This window comes from Buttiauxella izardii (assembly GCF_003601925.1).
Lineage (GTDB): Bacteria > Pseudomonadota > Gammaproteobacteria > Enterobacterales > Enterobacteriaceae > Buttiauxella > Buttiauxella izardii.
Genome location: NZ_QZWH01000004.1, coordinates 47,139 through 67,829 on the forward strand (window position 1 = coordinate 47,139; position 20,691 = coordinate 67,829).

Genomic DNA, 20,691 nt, shown 5'->3' on the forward strand with positions numbered 1-20,691 from the left:
GCTCTCTCAAAATATTAACTATTGCTTCAATTGTCCCATATCGGAACCCCATGACCAACTACAGCCTGCGCGCACGCATGATGATCCTGATTCTGGCGCCGACATTAATGATCGGTTTATTGCTCAGCATCTTTTTTGTCGTCCATCGTTACAATGACTTGCAGCGTCAATTAGAAGATTCCGGCGCGAATATCATCGAGCCGCTGGCGGTTGCGAGTGAATACGGCATGAGTTTCCACAGCCGCGAGTCGATTCGCCAGTTGGTCAGCGTTTTGCACCGCCGCCATTCCGATATCGTGCGGGCGATTTCAGTGTTCGATGAACACAATAAATTGTTTGTTACTTCTAATTATCAACTCAATGCTTCCGCACTCAAGTTGTCGAACAACGAAAAACCGCCGCACAGCTTAAGCATCACGCGCTACGGGGATTCGATTATCCTGCGCACGCCGATTATTTCTGAGAGCTATTCACCAGACGAATCAGAAGTGACCGACGCCAAACCGGCGGGTAACTCGCTCGGATACGTCGCGATTGAACTGGATTTGAAATCCGTTCGCTTGCAGCAATACCGGGAAATTTTCATCTCGACGCTGATGATGTTGTTCTGTGTCGGTATCGCGATGCTGTTTGCTTACCGCCTGATGCGCGATGTCACCGGGCCGATTCGTAATATGGTGAACACCGTTGACCGAATCAGGCGCGGGCAACTCGACAGCCGGGTGGAAGGTTTCATGCTCGGTGAATTAGATATGCTGAAAAACGGCATCAATTCGATGGCGATGTCGTTGACGGCGTATCACGAAGAGATGCAGCACAACATCGATCAGGCAACGTCTGACCTGCGCGAAACGCTCGAACAGATGGAAATCCAGAACGTCGAGCTGGATCTGGCGAAGAAACGCGCCCAGGAAGCGGCGCGCATTAAGTCTGAATTCCTCGCGAATATGTCTCACGAGCTGCGCACGCCGTTAAATGGCGTGATTGGTTTTACCCGGTTGACGCTGAAAACTGATTTGAACGCTACCCAGCGTGACCACCTGCATACCATTGAGCGCTCGGCGAATAACTTGCTGACGATTATCAATGACGTACTCGACTTCTCGAAGCTGGAAGCGGGCAAACTGATCCTCGAAAGCATCCCCTTCCCGCTGCGTAATTCGCTGGACGAAGTGGTGACGTTACTGGCGCATTCGGCCCACGACAAAGGCCTGGAGCTAACGCTCAACATCAAAAATGATGTGCCGGATAACGTGATTGGCGACCCGCTACGATTGCAGCAAGTGGTAACGAATCTGGTAGGTAACGCGATTAAGTTTACCGAAAGCGGCAACATCGATCTGGTGGTCGAAAAACGCTCGCAGGGCAACAATAAAGTCCAGGTAGAAATGCGCATTCACGACACCGGCATCGGTATTCCTGAACAGGAACAATCGCGTTTGTTCCAGGCATTTCGTCAGGCAGATGCCAGTATTTCCCGTCGCCACGGCGGCACCGGGCTGGGGCTGGTGATTACCCAGAAACTGGTCAGAGAAATGGGTGGCGATATTTCATTCCATAGCCAGCCAAATCAAGGCTCGACCTTCTGGTTCTATATCAATCTGGATTTGAATTCCAACGCGGTTCTGGACGGTTACTCCACCGAAAACCTCGCGGGCAAGCGCATTGCGTATATCGAACAAAACGCCACTGCCGCGCAAAGCACGCTCAATATTCTGGCCAATACACCGCTTGAAGTGATTTACAGCCCGACGCTTATGACTCTCGCCGAAGCGCACTACGACATTATGTTGTTTGGTTTGCCGGTGGCATTCCGCGATTCGCTTTCCATTGCCAATCCGAAACTGGCGAAAGCCGTCACCATGACCGACTGCCTGATTCTGGCGCTACCCAGCCATTGCCAGGTCGATGCAGAATCGCTTAAAAAAGAAGGCGTTGCGGGCTGCCTGCTGAAACCCGTTACCTCGACACGTTTGCTGCCATTGCTGGCCGAACACACCTTTGATGCCGACCCGGCGCTTGTAAACAGCAATGAAAACAAAAAGCTACCGCTGACGGTAATGGCCGTAGACGACAACCCGGCAAACCTGAAACTGATTGGCGCACTGCTTGAAGATCATGTGCAGAGTGTTGAACTGTGCGGCAGCGGAGCGCAGGCCATTGAACGGGCGAAACAGATGCAGATAGACATCATTTTGATGGATATCCAGATGCCGGAAATGGACGGCATTCGCGCCTGTGAACTGATTCGCCAGATGCCACACCACCAGCAAACGCCGGTGATCGCCGTGACCGCCCACGCCATGGCAGGGCAAAAAGAGAAACTGTTAAGCGCCGGGATGAATGACTATCTCGCCAAGCCAATCGAAGAGAAAAAATTATATAGCCTGCTAATGCGTTATCAGCCGGGGGCAATTACCGCGCCAACATTAGTGGCAAATGTGGAAACCACCGCGCAAACCCGCGATCAAAACCAGACGCTGGACTGGTCGCTGGCGCTGCAACAGGCGGCTAACAAGCCGGACCTGGCGCGCGATATGCTGCAAATGTTGTTAGCGTTTTTACCTGAAGTGCGCAACAAAGTTGAAGAGCAATTGGTCGGGGAAAACCCGGAAGGGCTAGTGGATATCATTCATAAACTTCACGGCAGTTGCAGTTACAGCGGCGTGCCAAAGTTGAAAAATTTGTGCCGACAGCTGGAGCATGAGTTGCGCAGTGGAGTGAAGCCCGAGGATCTGGAGCCTGAGCTTCTTGAGTTACTTGATGAAATGAATAACGTTTCGAAAGAAGCCCAGCGAATGCTCAGTTAAACGAGTTTTTCGTAGGGCGTCCGTCGCTTTTTAGATTATCTAACCATACAAGGGCGTTTGTTATTAAACGCCCAATTTGGGATCAAGAACTGCATCGCCATCGCATCATCACGCGCACCTAAACCATGCTGCTGATAAAGCTCATGCGCTTTCATTACTTGATCCATATCCAGCTCAACGCCAAGCCCCGGCGTTTTCGGCACTTGCACCATACCGCCTTTAATTTCAAACGGTTGTTTGGTCAGACGCTGGTTACCTTCCTGCCAAATCCAGTGCGTGTCAATGGCGGTGACTTTGCCCGGAGCCGCAGCGGCAACGTGGGTGAACATCGCCAGTGAAATGTCGAAGTGGTTATTGGAATGCGAACCCCAGGTCAGGCCAAATTCGTGGCACATTTGTGCGACGCGTACCGAACCCTGCATCGTCCAGAAATGCGGGTCAGCCAGCGGGATATCCACCGATTGCAGGGAAAGCGTGTGGCCCATCTGACGCCAGTCGGTGGCAATCATGTTGGTGGCCGTTGGTAAGCCCGTCGCCCGGCGGAATTCAGCCATAATTTCCCGGCCTGAATAACCCTGCTCGGCACCGCACGGATCTTCCGCATACGCCAGAACACCACGCAATTGCTTACCAATACTAATCGCTTCATCGAGCGACCAGGCACCGTTCGGGTCCAGCGTCACGCGGGCTTGCGGAAAGCGCTTTGCCAGCGCCGTTACCGCTTCGGCTTCTTCTTCACCCGCTAATACGCCGCCTTTGAGTTTGAAATCATTAAAGCCGTATTTGTCGTATGCCGCTTCCGCGAGGCGCACCACCGCATCCGGCGTCATCGCTTCATCGTGACGCACGCGATACCAGTCGCATTTGTCATCGGGCTGGCTTTGATAAGGCAAAGGCGTTTGTTTGCGATCGCCAACGAAGAACAGATAGCCAAGCATTTCCACTTCACTGCGCTGCTGCCCGTCGCCCAGCAAAGACGCCACGTTCACGCCCAGATGCTGGCCGAGCAAATCGAGCATGGCGGATTCTATGCCTGTAACAACGTGAATGGTGGTGCGCAAATCAAAGGTCTGCAAACCGCGCCCGCCGGAATCCCGGTCAGCAAATTCCGCACGCACTAGATTCAGGATATTTTTGTATTCGCCCAGCGTTTTGCCAATCACCAACGCCGACGCGTCTTCCAGCGTCTGGCGAATTTTCTCGCCGCCGGGGATTTCCCCCACGCCGGTGTGGCCGGAGTTATCTTTGACAATCACAATATTACGGGTGAAAAACGGCGAGTGCGCACCGCTCAGGTTCATCAACATGCTGTCGTGGCCCGCAACGGGAATAACCTGCATCGCGGTGACTTTTGGGGTAATCGTTGTCATGTTACTCATTCCTTGTCGTCAAGATGAATTAGTTGCGGCCAAATGCCGGACGTTTGCGATCAAACTTCCAGCCCGGCACCAGATATTGCATCGCCGTAGCATCATTGCGCGAGCCGCCTGGCAGGGATTTATACACCTCGTGGGCTTTTTGCACCTGCTCCCAGTCAAGCTCAATGCCTAAGCCTGGCGCATCCGGCACCGCGATTTTACCGTTCACGATTTGCAGCGGGGATTTTGTCAGGCGCTGGTCACCCTCCTGCCAAATCCAGTGGGTGTCGATGGCGGTCGGTTTGCCCGGTGCCGCAGCGCCAACATGGGTGATCATCGCCAGTGAGATATCGAAATGGTTATTAGAATGACAGCCCCACGTCAGGCCCCATTCGTCGCACATCTGCGCCACGCGAACCGCCCCGCTCAGCGTCCAGAAATGCGGGTCGGCAAGGGGAATATCCACGGCATTAAGCATGATGGCGTGGTTCATTTCGCGCCAGTTGGTGGCAATCATATTGGTGGCGACCGGCAGCCCCGTGGCGCGACGAAATTCAGCCATTACTTCACGCCCGGAATAGCCTTGTTCCGCACCGCATGGGTCTTCGGCATAGGTCAGCACGTCGCCCATCCCTTTGCACAAAACAATGGCTTCATCCAGCAGCCAGGCGCCGTTCGGGTCAACGGTGATCCGCGCATCCGGGAACCGTTTTTTCAGCTCGCGTGCGGCATCGAGTTCTTGCTCTCCAGGCAATACGCCACCTTTCAGTTTGAAATCTTTAAAGCCGTAACGATCTTGCGCCGCTTCGGCGAGTTGCACAATCGACTCGCTATTCAGCGCTTCTTGATGACGTAATTCATACCAGGCGTGACGGGCGTTTTTCCCATCCAGATACGGCAAATCCGTTTTGTTACGGTCGCCGATGTAAAACAGATAACCCAACACGGTGACTTCATCGCGCTGTTTTCCCGGTCCTAAAAGCTCGCAAACCGGGACGTTCAGCGCTTTGCCGAGCAAATCAAGCAACGCGGCTTCAAGTGCCGCAACCGCATTAACGCGCAGCTCGAACGTCCACGCGCCTTTGCCGAAGGTATCAAAATCTGCCGACTGATTGCCTTTATGAACGTTCTGCACCACGCGATTCATGCGCGCGATTCCCTGGCCGACCACCTGAGGAATAGCGTCGACCAGCGTCTGGTAAATCACTTCGCCGCCGGGCGCTTCACCCACGCCCGTATTCCCGGCATTATCGGTCAGTACCACAATATTGCGCGTGAAAAAGGCCCCGTGCGCACCGCCGATGTTGAGCAGCATGCTGTCATGCCCCGCCACCGGAATGACTTTCATATCAGTAATCTTCGGGCTTGCCTGAGTATTCATGATTAGTGCCCTGTTATTGTGGATTTGAGTTCGACTGGTTTGAGTTCGATGCGTTTGATGTCACCGACAATCACCAGATAGCTCAGTACCGCAACAATCGCGTGAACGCCAACGTAAATCAGCGCGCCGTTGAACGAGCCGGAAGTGCCGACAATGTAGCCGATAGCGATTGGTGTCACGATGCCGGAGACGTTACCGAACATGTTGAACAGGCCGCCGCTCAGGCCGCTGATTTCTTTCGGCGCGGTATCCGCCATCACCGCCCAGCCCAGCGCACCGATGCCTTTGCCGAAGAATGCCATCGCCATAAAGCCGACCACCATCATTTCGGACTCAACATAGTTACAGAACACCATGCTCACGGAGAGTAGCATCCCGAGCACGATTGGCGTTTTACGGGCGATGTTTAACGAACCGGTGCGGCGCATCAGGTAGTCAGAAATCACGCCGCCAAGCACCCCGCCGATAAATCCGCACACTGCCGGAACGGACGCCACGAATCCAGCTTTCAGAATCGACATGCCTTTTTCCTGCACCAGATACACCGGGAACCAGGTAATAAAGAAGTAGGTCAGCGCGTTAATGCAATATTGGCCGATATAAACGCCGATCATCATGCGCGAGGCGAGCAGCTGTTTGATCTGGCCCCATTTCTGCGCCATCGGAACTTTTTCCTGGGTTTTTGCCTGATCCATATTGATCAGCGCCCCGCCTTCAGCGATGTAATCCAGCTCTTTCTGGTTTACCCCCGGATGATTATTCGGCTCGTGAATCACTTTCAGCCAGACAAAGCTGATGATGATGCCCAGCCCGCCCATAAAGAAGAACACGTGCGACCAGCCCACTTCGTGCGTCAGCCAGCCCATGATTGGCGCGAAGATCACCGTCGCGAAATATTGAGCGGAGTTAAAAATAGAAACCGCCGTGCCGCGTTCCTGTGCCGGGAACCACGCAGCGACAATTCGGCTGTTGCCGGGGAAGGAAGGCGCTTCGGCCAGGCCCACCAGGAAGCGCAAAGTAAACAGCGCGATGATGATGCCAAAACCGCTGAAGATATCGACGAAGCCTTGCAGCAAGGTAAACAGCGACCAGATGAAAATTGACCAGAAATAAACGCGTTTTGAGCCGAAGCGGTCTAGCAACCAGCCGCCGGGGATTTGGCCGATAACATAGGCCCAGGAGAACGCAGAGAACACGTACCCCATGCCAATCGCATCAAGGCCGATATCTTTTGCCATTTCCGAACCGGCAATGGATAACGTGGCGCGGTCACCGTAGTTAAACGAGGTGACGATGAAGAGCATGACTACTATCCAATAGCGAGCGTTGGTCCTTTTCTCGGCGACGCTCGCCGTCTGGCTAATCGAATTCATGTTGCACTCCTGAATCATAGCTTTTAGCTACAGTTCATTCTGGATTTGTAGGGTTTTCAGAATGAGTTATCGGCCTACCCGCAGTATTTTGGTGAGGCTGAATCTGCGGTTTATTGTTTGCCGAGGGAAAGTATATGAAGGGAGTCAGAACGCCTCATCGTGCAAAGACACAAGTTTAATGAACACAATGTGAGCAGTTTATGGCATACGTCCAACGCGCTGGGGGATGGTTCACGATTTTTGAAACAAACCTGAGAAATATGTGGGATTTGTGAGGTGGCGGGGAGTGTGGGAAAGTAAGTCTTTAAGTTGATATAAAAGCATTCTGGATATATTTCACAAATATTCATTTCGGCGTTGCATTTTATACATTTGCATTTCGCCTTATTAGTATCAATTTATTTAATTGGAACAAATAGCTAATTCTAAATGTTATTATTAATACAGGTTTATTTGTTGAGCTTTGAAAATAACGCGAGGTGAAGTGCAGCAAACACCTTCAACCCCACTCACCGCAACAACTAATTAGACTCGGCTTAAAGTACGCGTGATACCCGGTTGCTTAGTGCTGACCGCACAAGAACCGATTGTTATTCCTGCGCCACCGGAAGAGCCGGAAATTATGAAAATATTGCGTAAGGCCTGTAACCTTCCGCGCCGCAAGCAAATCCACGTTACGGATTATGTTGAGATGATCATCGAAAAATAAGACATAAAAGATGTCGCTAAATATATATTAGACAAATCAATCCCGATGGATTTATCGGGATTTCCCATATTCCTATGAGCCCCATGAGCAGTTAATAATAAATTATTCTCAGATACTATTTTACCCCCAGAAACCCAACGGGCAAATATTATCCGTCCAGGTATCCGCTTGGCCATTTGTAGCTGTGAGGTCTTTAATTGTTATTGAATAGTCACCAATAATTAAATCGTAATCATGATTTGCCTGCGGAGCCAACTTTTTTGAAAACTCGCGTTGATATGTTCCTAAAGAAGCATAGTGAGTTACAGTTAATTTCTGATCAGGTTTAATACTATATTCTTTAACTATCAATCCCCTTACGTCACTAGATGAACGCATACCCGAAACTTTTTTATCACCCGTAGTAGGAACACCCATAACAGATACCGGGGAAGTTAATCTTCTTTCATAATCCTTAACATAACAATCTCCTTCTTTTTTATAAACCCGGATAACTGTATGACCCAAATCCTCAATTCTGAGATGTGCTGCGTCTGTGCCAGTATAGTCATCAAGTACAGGACGAAGACTAAAAGAACAACCAGTAACCATTGAAGATAAAGCCAAGGTTATAAGTAGTTTAAATGCTAAATTCATTTTCCAATCCATCGTGTATTATTAAATTTATGGGGTAAATAAAATTAACTTAATCCCATTTTCGATTAAAGCATTTCGTATGCTTGATATAAAACATTAATAACCAGAGAGGAATATCATCCACTCTGGTTAAAAATAAATTAGAAGCGGTAACCCACGCCAATATTAAAACCATTCACTGAATGATCGCTCGCGCCATCGTCCAGATTAGAACCTTCATAAGCCAAATCGATAACCATATTTTCTACTGGATTTATCTGAACACCTGCGCTATATACCAGGGACGTTGAATCGTTTTTACCACTGTAGTTACCCATATCAACATAACCACGGTCACCTTCGTAATTTTTCCAGTTATAGTTATATTTAACTTTGCTATAGCTGGCACCCAGAAGCCCATAAACACTGACTAATTCATTAATACGCCACGCTGGCCCCGCTGTCAGAGAGTAATATTTTACATTAGCGCTGTTATCAATAATATCGCGTTCGACATTATAAGAATAACCTTTAGAGCCAGACATAAACGAGAAAGAAGTCATAACGCTTACTGGTGACTCCCACTCATATCGGTATTTTAAGTTCATCCCATTGATATTTTTAAAATCCTGAACGTGAGCCTGTGCATAACCAGCGGTGATACTTTGAGTATCCGCTTGTGCCACAGATGTAGCACCCAGCGCAGACAAAAGAACAGCAGTTAAAAAAGTGTATTTCATTGACATGATTCATCCTTAATTTTAATGATTGAAAACCCTCTAGTACTGGAGGGTTTGGTTGGTACTTTATATACAGATGCCAACCACAAAACACCTGGCAACTAAATTCTTGGTTATTAATTATAATGCTAGTATAACAATCACTTCCGGCTTGATAGCCGGGGTAATTTGCTTGCTGAGTATATCTATTGAAACATTTCTAGTATCAAAAATACCTTATAGATACTCACAACAAGATCAAAGTCTTTTATGATGTGTCTTGCTGATCCATAATCTCCAAGGGTCAATACCTTTTCATCCGACTGAGTTAAATTAGGAAGAGTCATAACCTCCTCATCTTCATTCAAAAAACAACCACATATAGTTCTTTTTCCACTCTCACCTAAATTTCTGCGACTTAATAACCTTCACCATCCAATTTATCCAATGTCATACAACCACTAGACAATCTGACATTATTTAATGAGTTACTAACATCCTCCCAGTAATCAGGTTTCTTAGTGCCATCTTTTGGCAAGCAAGACCAAGAGAGGAATAATTCACTCATCATGGACTCCTTTAATGCGGAAGCCCTTTTGTCAAAGTAAAACTAACACTACATAAGTTATAATGACCTACATAACAGTTCGAAAATAACTGTAAAAAGCGATCAAGTACAAAACTCTGACACCCCACAAAATAGCCCCAAAAATCCCTGATGGGTTATTCAACAGTAACAATCCAAAAAACTTAGAGCCTTTCAACTCCCTTGTATATATCCTTCGTTGAAAGCATCTAAAAACAAAGCACACAACCCACGCACAAATAATAAATGGAAAGAACTCAGCACCAGTCCCTTTAATACAATAGATATATAAATATAAGACAGGTATGCCTAGTAGTAACGCCACTCTAGCAAAAATGACATAAACATCGCTGTTTCGTAAGAAACAAATAGCATCCCAGAAATAGCTCATACTTTCAGGAGCCATAAGGGATATTTTTCCTCTTTTACAATAAAGGTAGAAAGAAGGAAAAATAATCATCATTATGATAGCACTTAATATGGTTTCCATGCTTACCATCCAATTATTAATAGTCATAATGATAAACTTCTTTGCCCGAAGAAGCGTTCATATCTAATTCACCTTTAGATATACCACTCCAGCCCCAAGAAGGCCCTGCGCCAATACTCAAACCTATGCCGTCTTTACCATAGTTTACTTCACCTCCCCATAACCCCAAACCAAAGCTCAATGAACTATTCCTATCAGTACTTCCTATATTGGAAAAATAGGGACCAAATTGTACACCTATTTGACCAGAAGCTCTCATGCCAATAGCCATAGTTTCACCACGATTGATAGAAAATTGTGAGTTATCAGACCCTGCATCATAATAATAACCAGGGCCAAATCCCGCAGCAGCTTCGGTTTTTGCATAAGGTTTAACCTTATAAGTTCCCCCCCACGATGGTCCTTCTCCAATAGAAATACTATCCAACCCAGCCTGGGTCTGTTCAGGCGTCAGATTATTTTCCACCGCGTACTTATCCCAGGAAGCTGCTGCCTGCCCATAATCCATCATCCCTGACGGCAGATTAAGATTGTTATTCTTAACATCAGTTTCTATTTTTTCTGTAGTGCTGATAATAAACCCACCAACAACCTACAGAGATCAAAGATCCTGCAAAAGATGCAGCTTTGATATATTTAGTTAAATCACTGATAGATATTTCAAACGGCACGTCATACATAACAAAGAAAAATAATCTTGCCATGATGAATAATAGAACTACAAAAACGTTCAGCGCAAATACACATGAAGTGAATAGATAAATAAAAACTAATAGACTCTTTTTGAAGATCATTTTCCATTCCCCTTCAATTTTTCAACATCAACTTTACCGACCTGATCATTTATCGTTTCAGTGCCTAAACTAGCTCCAGCATTGCCAAAAGCTCCAGGTAACGGATTAATCGGTAATGGTTTAGAAATCCCCATTCCGAAATCAACCCAGATCCAGTCTTGCCATGGTTTCATTGGGTTCAGGACTTTATCTAGCGGTAACTCAACTAATTTGCCGACTCCGTAACCCAGCCCCGACGCTACACCACTGATGGCACCACCTTTCAGCGGATCGTCACCTTTGAGGTAACTGGAGGTGCCACCGCTGATCGCATTCACCCCCATTGTACCCCACACGCCGGTTCCTGCAGTCAACGCACCTGTCCAGTACGCCAGAATGACATCATTCGGATTAATTTCTCCATTGATTAGATAACCTATTCCGGCATTGGCTCCGCCACCTATGAGGCTTGTAGTTGCTGCAGCTCCCGGCAACAATGGCCAAGCCAGAGCACTCCCCATTGCCGCTACAGCCGTTTCACAAGATATTGGTGTGCCACCGCTACAAGCTTCCTTAATTGCAGCCTGCTGTTGTTCCTGCCATTTCTCAGCCGTACCCGGTTTATTTGCCTCCGCAGCCGCCAGTACACTTGCAAGATTGTTATTCTCAACCGCATTCTTCCCGGCCTGAGCGCCTGCCACGGCTCCCGCAGAACTGTCACTTATGACGCCACCGGCTATCCCCGCCGCCAGCGTGGAAAGTGCTGTGATTGTCTGTTTCTGTTCCTCAGTCAGTTTGTCGCGAGGAATATCCGGGTAAAGTTGCTGAGCGATGTATTCTCCCATTGCAGCTCCGGACGCTCCGGCAAAACCACTGTTACCCTGCATTTCTGCCAGCACCGCCCCCACCACCGCATGTGCCATCAGGTTAGCTTCGGTATTGACTTTACCCGTGACCGGATCGGTAGTCATATCATGAATGACCTCTGCCAGATACGGCGCAGCCCCACCCGCCAGCGCTTTAGTCATATCGCCGCCCGCCAGCCCCTGAATGGCGGCGGTGGCAGCCTGAAGCCCCTGCTGTATCGAGCCGCCGGTGCCGTAATCTGATTGACTGAACGCATCGTTATACGCGTTCTGGTAAATCAGCTTGTCGATATCACCCGCTTTCGGTGCCTTTTCGGGATTTTCTTTTGCCCACTGGGCTTCTGCGGCGCGTCGCTCTTCCGGTGAGACGTTCTTCATCTTCTCATTAGCCGCTTTGGTCGCTTCAATCTGCCCCTGCGTCCGCACCACATCCGCCGCCTGGCTGCCTATCTCCCCTATCGCCTGGATTTCCTGCAACCGCCGCTGCTCTTTCTCTTTATCGAAAATCGTGTCCAGACCCGGATTGGCGTTCGCCACGTCACGGCTCAGGTCGTCGACATTCTGCGTCTGCTTGTCTTTTTCACGGATAACGATGGTGCCGCCCGAGACGGCTGACTTCGTGGTCGAGTCCGCGCTCCCTTCGCTGCCCGCGCCCACCAGCAGGCCGTTGGCCATATTCCCCAGGAACTGGTCGCCAACGCTGCCGCTGCTGCTGATGCCCGCGCTCTGGTGCTCCACGCTAAATTCAGCGTGGTTGTCGATGTTGCTGAAGCCCAGCGTGCCGGTGTCGAGGCGGTTTTTGTCCTCAGACCCGGTGCTGCTGATAACGGCGCCGTTGAGCTGGGTGTGTTCGCCGACGGTGATATCGAACCCGCCGCTGCCTGCAAAGATGCCGGTCTGCTCCTGCACTGCGTTATAGTCGCTGTGCATTTTGTCCTTGCTGATGTTCACCGAGCCGCTGCCACCGCCCATGCTCACACTGCCACCCGTACTGCCGTTCTGCTGTTTCGAGTCGTACTGGTCACTGTCTTTTTCACTGGTCAGCGTCAGGTTACGTCCCACATCCAGCGTCACTTTGTCGCCGCTGATTTGTGCACCGGTCAGCGTGGTGTCGCGCCCGCTGTTGATGGTAAGGTGGTTGCCCGCATCAAGGGTGGTTTCGGTATGGGTGGTGCCGTTGCCGGTTTCACTGCCTTTGCCTTTATTGACGCTGGCGTTCACCGAGATGCCGTTCGCCCCGCTGCCAAAGTTAATTCCCACGCCCACCGAGCCGCCCTGGCTTTCGTTTTTGCCTTCAAGCTGATGGGTGTTCTCGGCGGATACCAGGTTCACGTCACGCGCGGCATCAAGCGTGATGTCGTTGCCCGCTTTTATCTGGCTGCCCTGAACGTTAATGTCGGTGCCGGTGGCGTTAATGCTCAGGTTTTTGCCCGCCTGAATCGTGCTGCCCTGGCTGTCGTGGTTGGTCTGCGTCTGTTCGGATTTCGACGACTGGCTGCCGTAAGAGAGGTTCACGCCAATCATGCTGCCTTCAGAGCCGTTGGCCTGCGCCAGTTCGCTGGCCTGATACGCCTGCGCGCCACTCAGTGCCGCTTTCACGCCGTCGAGCGCCGCCATGCGTCCGTTGCTGCTGCTTTCTTTATTCGCTGTGTTGGCGCTGGTCACCGCCTGGTTTATCGCGCTGCCCACCGCGCCGGAGAGCGCCAGGGTCAGGCCGCTGCTGCTTTGCTCGACCGTGTGTTTTGAGCTGCTGTCGTTGTCCGCCGCGAGAATATCCACCTGCTTACCCTGCAGCGCGATGTTGTTCCCCGCCAGCACGTCCGAGCCTTTGATGGTCAGGCCGTTGCCCGCCACCATATTCACGTCGCCGTTGATGCTGCCCACCGTGCTGCCTGCGCTGGTCAGGCTGGTAACGGTGTCGGTGGTTTTCAGGTCGTTGGTGCCGTAGCTGATGCCAATGCCGCCGGTGCCGCTCAGGCCGGTTTTTTTCTCCTGATGCAGATGCAGTTCGTCATGCTGTTCGGTGGCCGTCGTCACAGTCAGGTTGTTCCCGGCAATCAGGTTCACATCCTGCGAGCCCGCCACGCTGCTGCCCTGGATCAGCATGTTGTTCCCGGCAGACATCGTCACGTTTTCCCCGTCTAGCTGGCTGCCCACTGCCGTCTGGTTGCTGAAGCTGTTGCGGTCTACGGTGGTGGTTTTCGAGGTCATACTGCTGCTGCCGGTCTGCTTCGTGTACTGGTCGAAGCTGTCGGTGGCCGTGCCGTTGACGATGTTCAGGTCGTGACCCGCCTGCACGGTCAGTTGCTCGCCTGCGGAAATATTCCCCGCCGTGATATTCACGTCGTGCCCTGCGCCCATCGCCACATCGCCCGCCCCCTGAATGGAGGTGCCCATTTGCATGCTCTGCGAGCGGCTCAGGGTGTCGTCCTGCCCCCAGCTCAGGTTGTCATGGCTTCCCGTAGTAACGGTGCTCAGGTTCAGATTATTCCCCGCCACAATGGTGGTCTGGCTGTTGCTGCCGCTGTTGGCGATTTGCGCACCCGTCAGGTTCACGTCGCGCCCGGCCTGCACGCCGAGGAAGCCGCCGTCGTTGCTCACCGACAGACTGCCGATGCGGTCAACGCTGGTGCGGCCAAAATCGCCGCCGACGCTGGTGGCGCTGCGCGTGGTGGTGGTGACGTTAATGTCACGCCCGGCCATAGCCAGCAGGCTGTCGCCGCCTTTAATGTTGCCGCCAATATTGTTGATATCGGTGCGTGCCTGCAGCGCCACATCGTTGCCGCTGATGATGCCGCCGAGGTTATTGATGTTGTTCGCCAGTATCTGCGTGCTCTCTTTCGCGCTGATACGCCCGCTGTTGGTCAGGTCGCCACTCAGGTTAAGGTTGACGTTTTTACCTGCCAGCAGTGCGCCGCTGCCGTCCAGATCACCTGGTTTGACCTTCGCGTACACCTGCGGCACCAGTACCTGTTGCGTGCTGCCGTCCGGCAGTTGCACGGTCTGCGTCACCATCCAGACGATGTCGCTGGTCAGCGCGCTCATCTGCTCCGGTGTCAGCGCCACGCCCGGTTTCAGGCCCCATTTCTGGCCGAAGGCAATGCCGTTATCCATCAGCATTTTATACTGTTCTTCGTCACTGGAAGTGCCACCGAGATAGCGCTGGCCGGTCAGTGCCACCACCTGTTCGCGGATCAGCCGTTGCTCATAGAAGCCGTCGCCGAGGCGCTTCTGGATGTTGTTCGGATCGGTGATAAACGCCTGCATCATGTAGTCGGAACTCATCCACAGCTTCTGATTGGTGAAGCGCGGGTCGGTTTCGACCAGGTACGGGCTGTTGCTCTCCGGGTGCGATTTAAACAGGCTGTTGTCCGGAATGCGCGTGTTTGGGCCGACCATGCGAATAACTTCGCTACCGCCGGGTTGCGCCACTTCAAAAGTTTTGCCTGGCGACAAGTTACCCACGGATGGGATCGTCACCGCCCCCACAGGATCGGTGGAAACAGCGCCCGCGCCGTTCGGCCCGGCGATATCACTCAGGCTGAGGCTACCCGCACCCTGAATGCTGCCGCTCACCGACGTATCCTGATGCGCATCCACCGTCAGGCCGCTGCCCGTAATCTGGCTGTGATCGGCCACGGTGCTGGAGTTCAGGCTGATGGCCTGAATGATCGCTGGTGGCGTGTAATCTGAAACGCTAACTTTTGGGGAATCACCGCCTTTGCTCTGCTTGCGGGTGTAGCGCGTTGAAGTCCCGTCATCGATGATTTTGCGCTCGCCGTTCACTTCCACGTTATTGAGGTTGGCGGCGTTAATGTTGAGGTTGTTCCCCGCGACGATCTGGCTCTTGTCGTTAAGCACATTCCCGGCGTTGATGGTGAGGTTGCCGCCCGCAATAATCTGCCCGGGGTCGCTTTCCAGCACGCGATCTTCGGTGATGGTGCGCGTGTAGTCAAAGTGGGTGAACTTGTCGCCAGCGGTGTTGTGGCAAAGCACGCCTTCGATACAGATGATCCAGGTTTCATCTTTGTAGATGCTGATGTCGTAGTCGTTATCGTTGTAAAGCTGGCTGCCCAGGCGGTCGACCAGGTATTCGGAGATATGTTCCTGCGAAACCACCACGTTTTCGGTTGTAAAGTGGTCGTTGATGTTGTTGAGCGTGGCAACGTTGAGCGTCATGTTGCCTGCGGATTCAATCGTTGCGCTGTGGTTGTTCACCACGCCCGCCTGCCCGGTGGCAAGCCAGTCGCTGTTCAGGCTCCCGCCGAGGAACAGGTTCCCGTCGCTGTAAATCAGTGCGTGGTCGCTGTTGTTAAGCGTGCCAACGCCGATGTCCAGTTGTTGGCGAGCGGCGATAGTGGCGGCGGTGCCATTCTCGGCGCTGTTGTTAAGGGTGCGAGCGTCAATCGCTAGCCAGTCACCGTAAATGCGCCCGGAGCCAATATTATTGAGCGTCTGCGCGGTGAGCCTGGTGTCGTAGCCGTCCAGCAAACCACGGTTGGTGAGCGTACCCGTGATGCGCAAATCCAGCGTGCCCGCACTCAGCTCGCCGTCAACGGTGTTGTTAAGCGATGCGGCATTCAGCGTAAAAGTATCGCCCGCCTGCATTAAGTTCTGGTTGGTGACGCTGCCCGTGGTGGTGAAATCCAGATTGCCATTGGCCTGAATGGTGGCGGTGTTGGTGAAGTCACTGGCTAGCGTCAGCGACATATCGCCCAGCGAAAGCAGTTTACCGTCGCCTGTCAGGCTGCTGCTGGTGATGCCCAGCGCCTCGCCCGCTTCGATATCACCCTGGCTGTTGAGCACTGCGGCGGCGTGGATCTGCGCCTGATCCATGGCGGTGATCAGACCATTACGGTTATCCAGATCGCCCGCCAGGTTCAGCACCAAATCCTCGTTCGCCAGAATGTCGCCGTTTTGGTTGTTGAGGGCGTCAGCATTCACGGTGATATTACCGCCCTGAATCCCCATCGATGTGTCGCTGCTGTGGGTGTTCTGGTTGAGAACCTGCGCGGCATTCATCCACACCTGTTGCGCGCTTTGGATCAGCCCTGCGGTGTTGTCGATCACTTTGCTGGCGGCATTCAGCGCCATATCGCCCAGCGCCTGAAGTGCGCCGTGCTGGTTGTTGATGCCGGAGGTGGTCAGAGTCAGGTCGCTTTTCCCGGCGACCTGCCCGTTGCGGTTATCCAGCTGACCCGCCGTCAGAACAAAATCGCCGCCTGAAGTCAGCAGCCCCTGCTGGTTATTGATATCCCCCGCAAGCAGCGTGAATGCGTCTTGCGTGCTGATAAGCCCGTTGGCGTTATTGAGCGAATTGCCGTGGGTATTCCAGTTGAAAGCCGCGCCCGACTGAATCGCACCGTTATGGTTGTTGAGCGCACCCGTTGACGCATCCAGCCCCTGTAGCGCGACCAGCAAACCCGATTCGTTATTCACATTGTTGGCATTCAGCGCAAGTTGCTGGTTGCTGATCACCGCGCCCTGCGTGTTGTCGAAATTGCCGACGTTAAGCTGCATTTTGCCCTGGCTGGTGATACCGCCTGCGTCCCCACTTTGGGTGTTGCTGAGCAATGCACCGTGGTTGTCGAGGCTTAAATCGCCACCGCTTTGTACAGCCCCACCGTTATCGTTCAGCAGCGCATTGCCGCTGAAACTGAGCGAACTGACGCCAGCTAAAAGCCCGGCGGTGTTGTTCCAGCTTCCGGTGGAAAGCACGGCATTTGCGGCGCTGTAAACGGTGCCGAGCTGGTTGTTCACATCGCCCGCGTTGAGGTGCAAATCCCCCTGGCTTGAGATCACACCGTTTTGGGCGTTGCTAAGTGCTGCACCGTGGGTATCGAGGCGCATTTCTGAGCCGCTCTGAATGAGGCCGCCATTATCGTTGAACAATGCCGAACCGCTGTAGTTGAGCGAACCGACGCCTGCCAATTGACCTGCGGTGTTGTTCCAGCTTCCGGTGTTGAGCTGGAGATTGCTGGCGCTGTAAACGGTGCCGGAATGGTTGTTCACGTCCCCGGTGTTGAGGTGCAAATCGCCCTGGCTTGAGATAACGCCGTTTTGGGAATTGCTGAGCGCCGCGCCGTGGGTGTCGAGGGCCATTGCCCCGCCACTCTGGAGCAGGCCTCCGTTGTCGTTGAGTAGTTGGTTACCGCTGAATTTCAGTGAACTGACGCCTACAACTTGCCCGGCTGTGTTATTCCAGCTTCCGGTGCTAAGCGTTGCCGTTCCCGCGCTGTAAACCGTGCCGTGTTGGTTATCAACATTGCCGCTTTTCAGCGACAAATCACCCATGCTGATAATGCCGCCCGTATCGCCGCTGTTCTGGTTGAGAAGCGCACCACCGTGAGTGTCGAGGCTGAGCCAGTTGCCGCTTTGAATCAATCCGCTGCTGTTATCCAGTTGGCTGCTGTTGAACGCCAGCCAGCCGTCGGTGGCGATAAATCCGCTACGGTTATCTACCGCACCCGCGCTGGTTAATGTCAGCGAGTGGTTTGCGGCAAGGAACTGCCCTTGCTGGTTGTTAAGGCTGCCCGTTTTGAGCGTGAAATCACCGCTGGAAGCGATGCTGCCGCCCGTGTTATCCAGCCCGCCTGCGACCGTCATCGCCATATTGCCACTGCCGGTTTGCGTCATTTTGCCGGAGCGATGAGAAAGGCTGTCGGCAGTCAGCGTGATGTTATCAGCCTGCGTGGTTGCGCCATCCAGCATCATTTTTTTGCCGCTCAGCGCCAGCGCGCCGTTGGTGGCAAGCGTGCCCGATGTGGCGTCTAGTTCTGCGGCGTTAAGCGCCAGTTTTCCGCTGCCCGCATGGATAATCGAGCCTGTGTTATTGGTCAATTTTGCGGTGTTCAGCGTCAGATTGGCGCTGTTGCTGGCGATGGTGCCTTCGGTATTGTTGATGGCGTTGCTTTGCGCGAGCGTCAGATCCTGCTCGCCAAGTTGGTTAATCACGCCTTTCTGGTTTGAGAGCGAGCTACCGCCAAGCAGCAAGCGATCGGCTTCGAGCTTGCCGCCGTCGTTGGTCAGCAAGCCGTTGGTATTGAGCGTGAGTGTTTGCGCCGCCGCCACGTTACCCTGTGCGGTACTGAGGTTGCCGGTTGTTGCCGTCGCGGTGAGGCTATTGGCCCAAGTCTGACTCTGGCTTAAATCCACAGAGCTGCCTTGCGCATTAATCTGGCTGCCCGCAAGGTTTTGGCCGTGGGTGCTAAGTTCACCGGAGGTGTTCAGTGTCAAATTGCCGGAGCTACCAAGTTTGCCATCGCTATTTAGACCTGCGGCTAACACGCTGGTGGTGGTGCTGTTAAGGCTGCCTGCGTTGAGAGTCGTTTCGCGGGCGGCGGCCAGCGTGCCGCTGTTGGTGATATCAGCTTGAGTCGCTAAGCGGGTATTACCGGCAGCATATTGTGTTCCGCTGTTCTGGATACCGCCGGATGCGTTGACCGTTAAGTCCTGAACGCTATTAATGGTGCCGCTGTTTTCGATACGCCCGTCGGCGGTAATCGTTACGCTGCCTGCCGAGGTGCCGATAGCGCCCGCGTTGCGCACGCCGACACCGTTTTCGGTGCCGATGAGGCGAATTTTACCCGCATACATGCCGCCAAGTTGCGACACGTCCACCGCCAGTTGTGGGCGAGAACTGCCATCACTGGCTTTGGTGCTGATGCTCTGGTGCGCGGCGTCGACCACGTTTTTCCCGGCGGTGACGTTCAGCTCGTTGGCCCAGATCCCGGCGTTCACTTTTACCGCGCGGGCGATGATATCGGTGCTGTCCTGGTTGGTGGTGTCCATGCCACGGCCCTGAATCACGATCTCACCCTGGTTGACGTCGTATCCGCTAATTTGCCCGTTGTTAAACTGCGGTGTACCGGTGGTGAGCGTGGTGCGGTTGGCGTTGATAAAACCACAGCCGTCGCAGGTAATGCCCGCCGGGTTGGCGATAACGATTTGTGCTTTTTTACCCGCCACTTCCAGCACGCCGTTCAGCTGGCTCGGGTTGCGCGAGTTCACCTCGTTGAGGATGATTTTGGCTTCGCTTTTCGCCAGCCACGGGTTGCCATTCACCATGCCGCCAAGCTGAGTCTGGGTGGCGTTGTGCGAGTTATTAAGGATTGCCCCTTTTGCATCAACATCAAACTGGCTGTATTTGTTGTGAGACACACCCTGGCTGTTTGGCGTTTGAATATTGACCTGCGGTGTGCCGTTCGCGCTGTTAATAATTGTTGGCTGCTGATTCCCTGAAGCCGCGCCATCCGCAACGATCCCCGAATGCGCGGAAACGCTGACACAACCCAACGCCAGCAGCAGGCTGAAATTGAGCCGCGAAAGTTTGCTGATACGGCGTGAAAGCGTGGCTCCGAGGCCCGAAGAAGACGATGACAAAGCCCGCCCGGATTTCGCAATGTCGGCAACCACCATCAACATGCCACGCGCTTTGTTGAAGACAATGCGATAAAGGTTCTTGTTCATGGTTGCGTCCTTGCAGGGAGTTCTTTTATGGGTGCGGAAAGAGGGTGTGCGGTTCGCCAGTCGTTCGCCTGTGGTGAACTGACTTTATCGCCGCGAAAATTTTTGACGCATTTGCCGCGCGTCACGCCACGGTGGTAAAGCGCGCGCATGCAGTTTTCCGGGAACAAATATCCGGTCACCAGGTTTTTCATCGCGAGGGTGTGGCCGAAAGGTGCCACCCAGTCGCGCAACCACAGACGTGGGCCGCTGAACCAATCACGCTCTTGCGTCATGATGCCGGGCGCTTCCAGATAACGACGTTCGGCTTCTTCGTCCATCCACATCCAGCTCAGGAAAAAGATCGGTTTGCCCTGCTCACTCACCAGCAGGTATTGCTGTTTTTCAATGATGGGCAACAGCACCGTGGGCAGCGTTTCCAGCTCCAGACCACGGTGGAATTCGGAGTGCATCCACAGCCATACCGCTGAGCCAAGCACTTGCGCTGAACTGGCGTCACCGCCCAGAACTCCGGGCGCAATCACGTCGAAATTTTCTATTCGCAT

12 protein-coding genes are annotated in these 20,691 nt (G+C 52.7%); 2 read left to right on the plus strand and 10 right to left on the minus strand.

Annotated elements, in window-relative coordinates; translation table 11 throughout:
- Positions 1-50 precede the first annotated feature (50 nt).
- Positions 51-2,810: a two-component sensor histidine kinase BarA gene (gene barA, locus D6029_RS02170; RefSeq protein WP_120063187.1), complete on the plus strand. Its 2,760-nt coding sequence runs from the start codon at positions 51-53 to the stop codon at positions 2,808-2,810.
- 35 nt (positions 2,811-2,845) lie between these two features.
- On the opposite strand, the gene gudD is transcribed toward barA, so the two are convergent.
- The 3 genes from gudD to D6029_RS02185 are packed head-to-tail and all read right to left on the minus strand — an operon-like array spanning position 2,846 to position 6,922.
- Positions 2,846-4,189, minus strand: a complete 1,344-nt coding sequence (gene gudD / locus D6029_RS02175; RefSeq protein WP_120063188.1) for a glucarate dehydratase — start codon at positions 4,187-4,189, stop codon at positions 2,846-2,848.
- Positions 4,190-4,208: 19 nt separating this feature from the next.
- Positions 4,209-5,549 (minus strand): enolase C-terminal domain-like protein, encoded by a 1,341-nt coding sequence (locus D6029_RS02180; protein WP_120063189.1) that lies wholly within the window; start codon positions 5,547-5,549, stop codon positions 4,209-4,211.
- Between the two features lie 2 nt (positions 5,550-5,551).
- On the minus strand, positions 5,552-6,922 hold the full coding sequence (locus D6029_RS02185; RefSeq protein ID WP_120063190.1) for an MFS transporter: 1,371 nt from the start codon (positions 6,920-6,922) through the stop codon (positions 5,552-5,554).
- A 565-nt stretch (positions 6,923-7,487) separates the two neighbouring features.
- On the opposite strand from D6029_RS02185, the gene D6029_RS22465 reads away from it, so the two are divergent.
- A complete protein-coding gene (locus D6029_RS22465) occupies positions 7,488-7,631 on the plus strand; it encodes a SymE family type I addiction module toxin (protein WP_167455958.1) in 144 nt (47 codons plus the stop codon).
- Between the two features lie 120 nt (positions 7,632-7,751).
- On the opposite strand, the gene D6029_RS02190 is transcribed toward D6029_RS22465, so the two are convergent.
- From D6029_RS02190 to D6029_RS02220, 7 genes are all read right to left on the minus strand, one after another.
- A complete protein-coding gene (locus tag D6029_RS02190; protein ID WP_120063191.1) occupies positions 7,752-8,267 on the minus strand; it encodes a hypothetical protein in 516 nt (171 codons plus the stop codon).
- A 140-nt stretch (positions 8,268-8,407) separates the two neighbouring features.
- The gene (locus D6029_RS02195; RefSeq protein WP_272482833.1) at positions 8,408-8,992 is read right to left on the minus strand and encodes an Ail/Lom family outer membrane beta-barrel protein; all 585 of its coding nucleotides are present in this window, start codon (positions 8,990-8,992) and stop codon (positions 8,408-8,410) included.
- Between the two features lie 179 nt (positions 8,993-9,171).
- Positions 9,172-9,333, minus strand: coding sequence for a DUF6911 family protein (locus tag D6029_RS22810; protein WP_418230236.1), 162 nt, complete (start codon positions 9,331-9,333; stop codon positions 9,172-9,174).
- A 50-nt stretch (positions 9,334-9,383) separates the two neighbouring features.
- Positions 9,384-9,533 carry a hypothetical protein gene (locus D6029_RS22470; RefSeq protein WP_167455959.1) on the minus strand — a complete coding sequence of 50 codons (150 nt, stop codon included), beginning with the start codon at positions 9,531-9,533 and terminating at the stop codon, positions 9,384-9,386.
- A gap of 524 nt (positions 9,534-10,057) precedes the next feature.
- Entirely contained in the window at positions 10,058-10,507 is a 450-nt protein-coding gene (locus tag D6029_RS02205) for a polymorphic toxin type 25 domain-containing protein (protein ID WP_167455960.1), read from the minus strand.
- 324 nt (positions 10,508-10,831) lie between these two features.
- A complete protein-coding gene (locus tag D6029_RS02215) occupies positions 10,832-20,149 on the minus strand; it encodes a two-partner secretion domain-containing protein (protein ID WP_120063195.1) in 9,318 nt (3,105 codons plus the stop codon).
- Entirely contained in the window at positions 20,146-20,691 is a 546-nt protein-coding gene (locus D6029_RS02220) for a toxin-activating lysine-acyltransferase (RefSeq protein ID WP_120063196.1), read from the minus strand. The genes D6029_RS02215 and D6029_RS02220 overlap by 4 nt, the downstream gene beginning before the upstream one ends.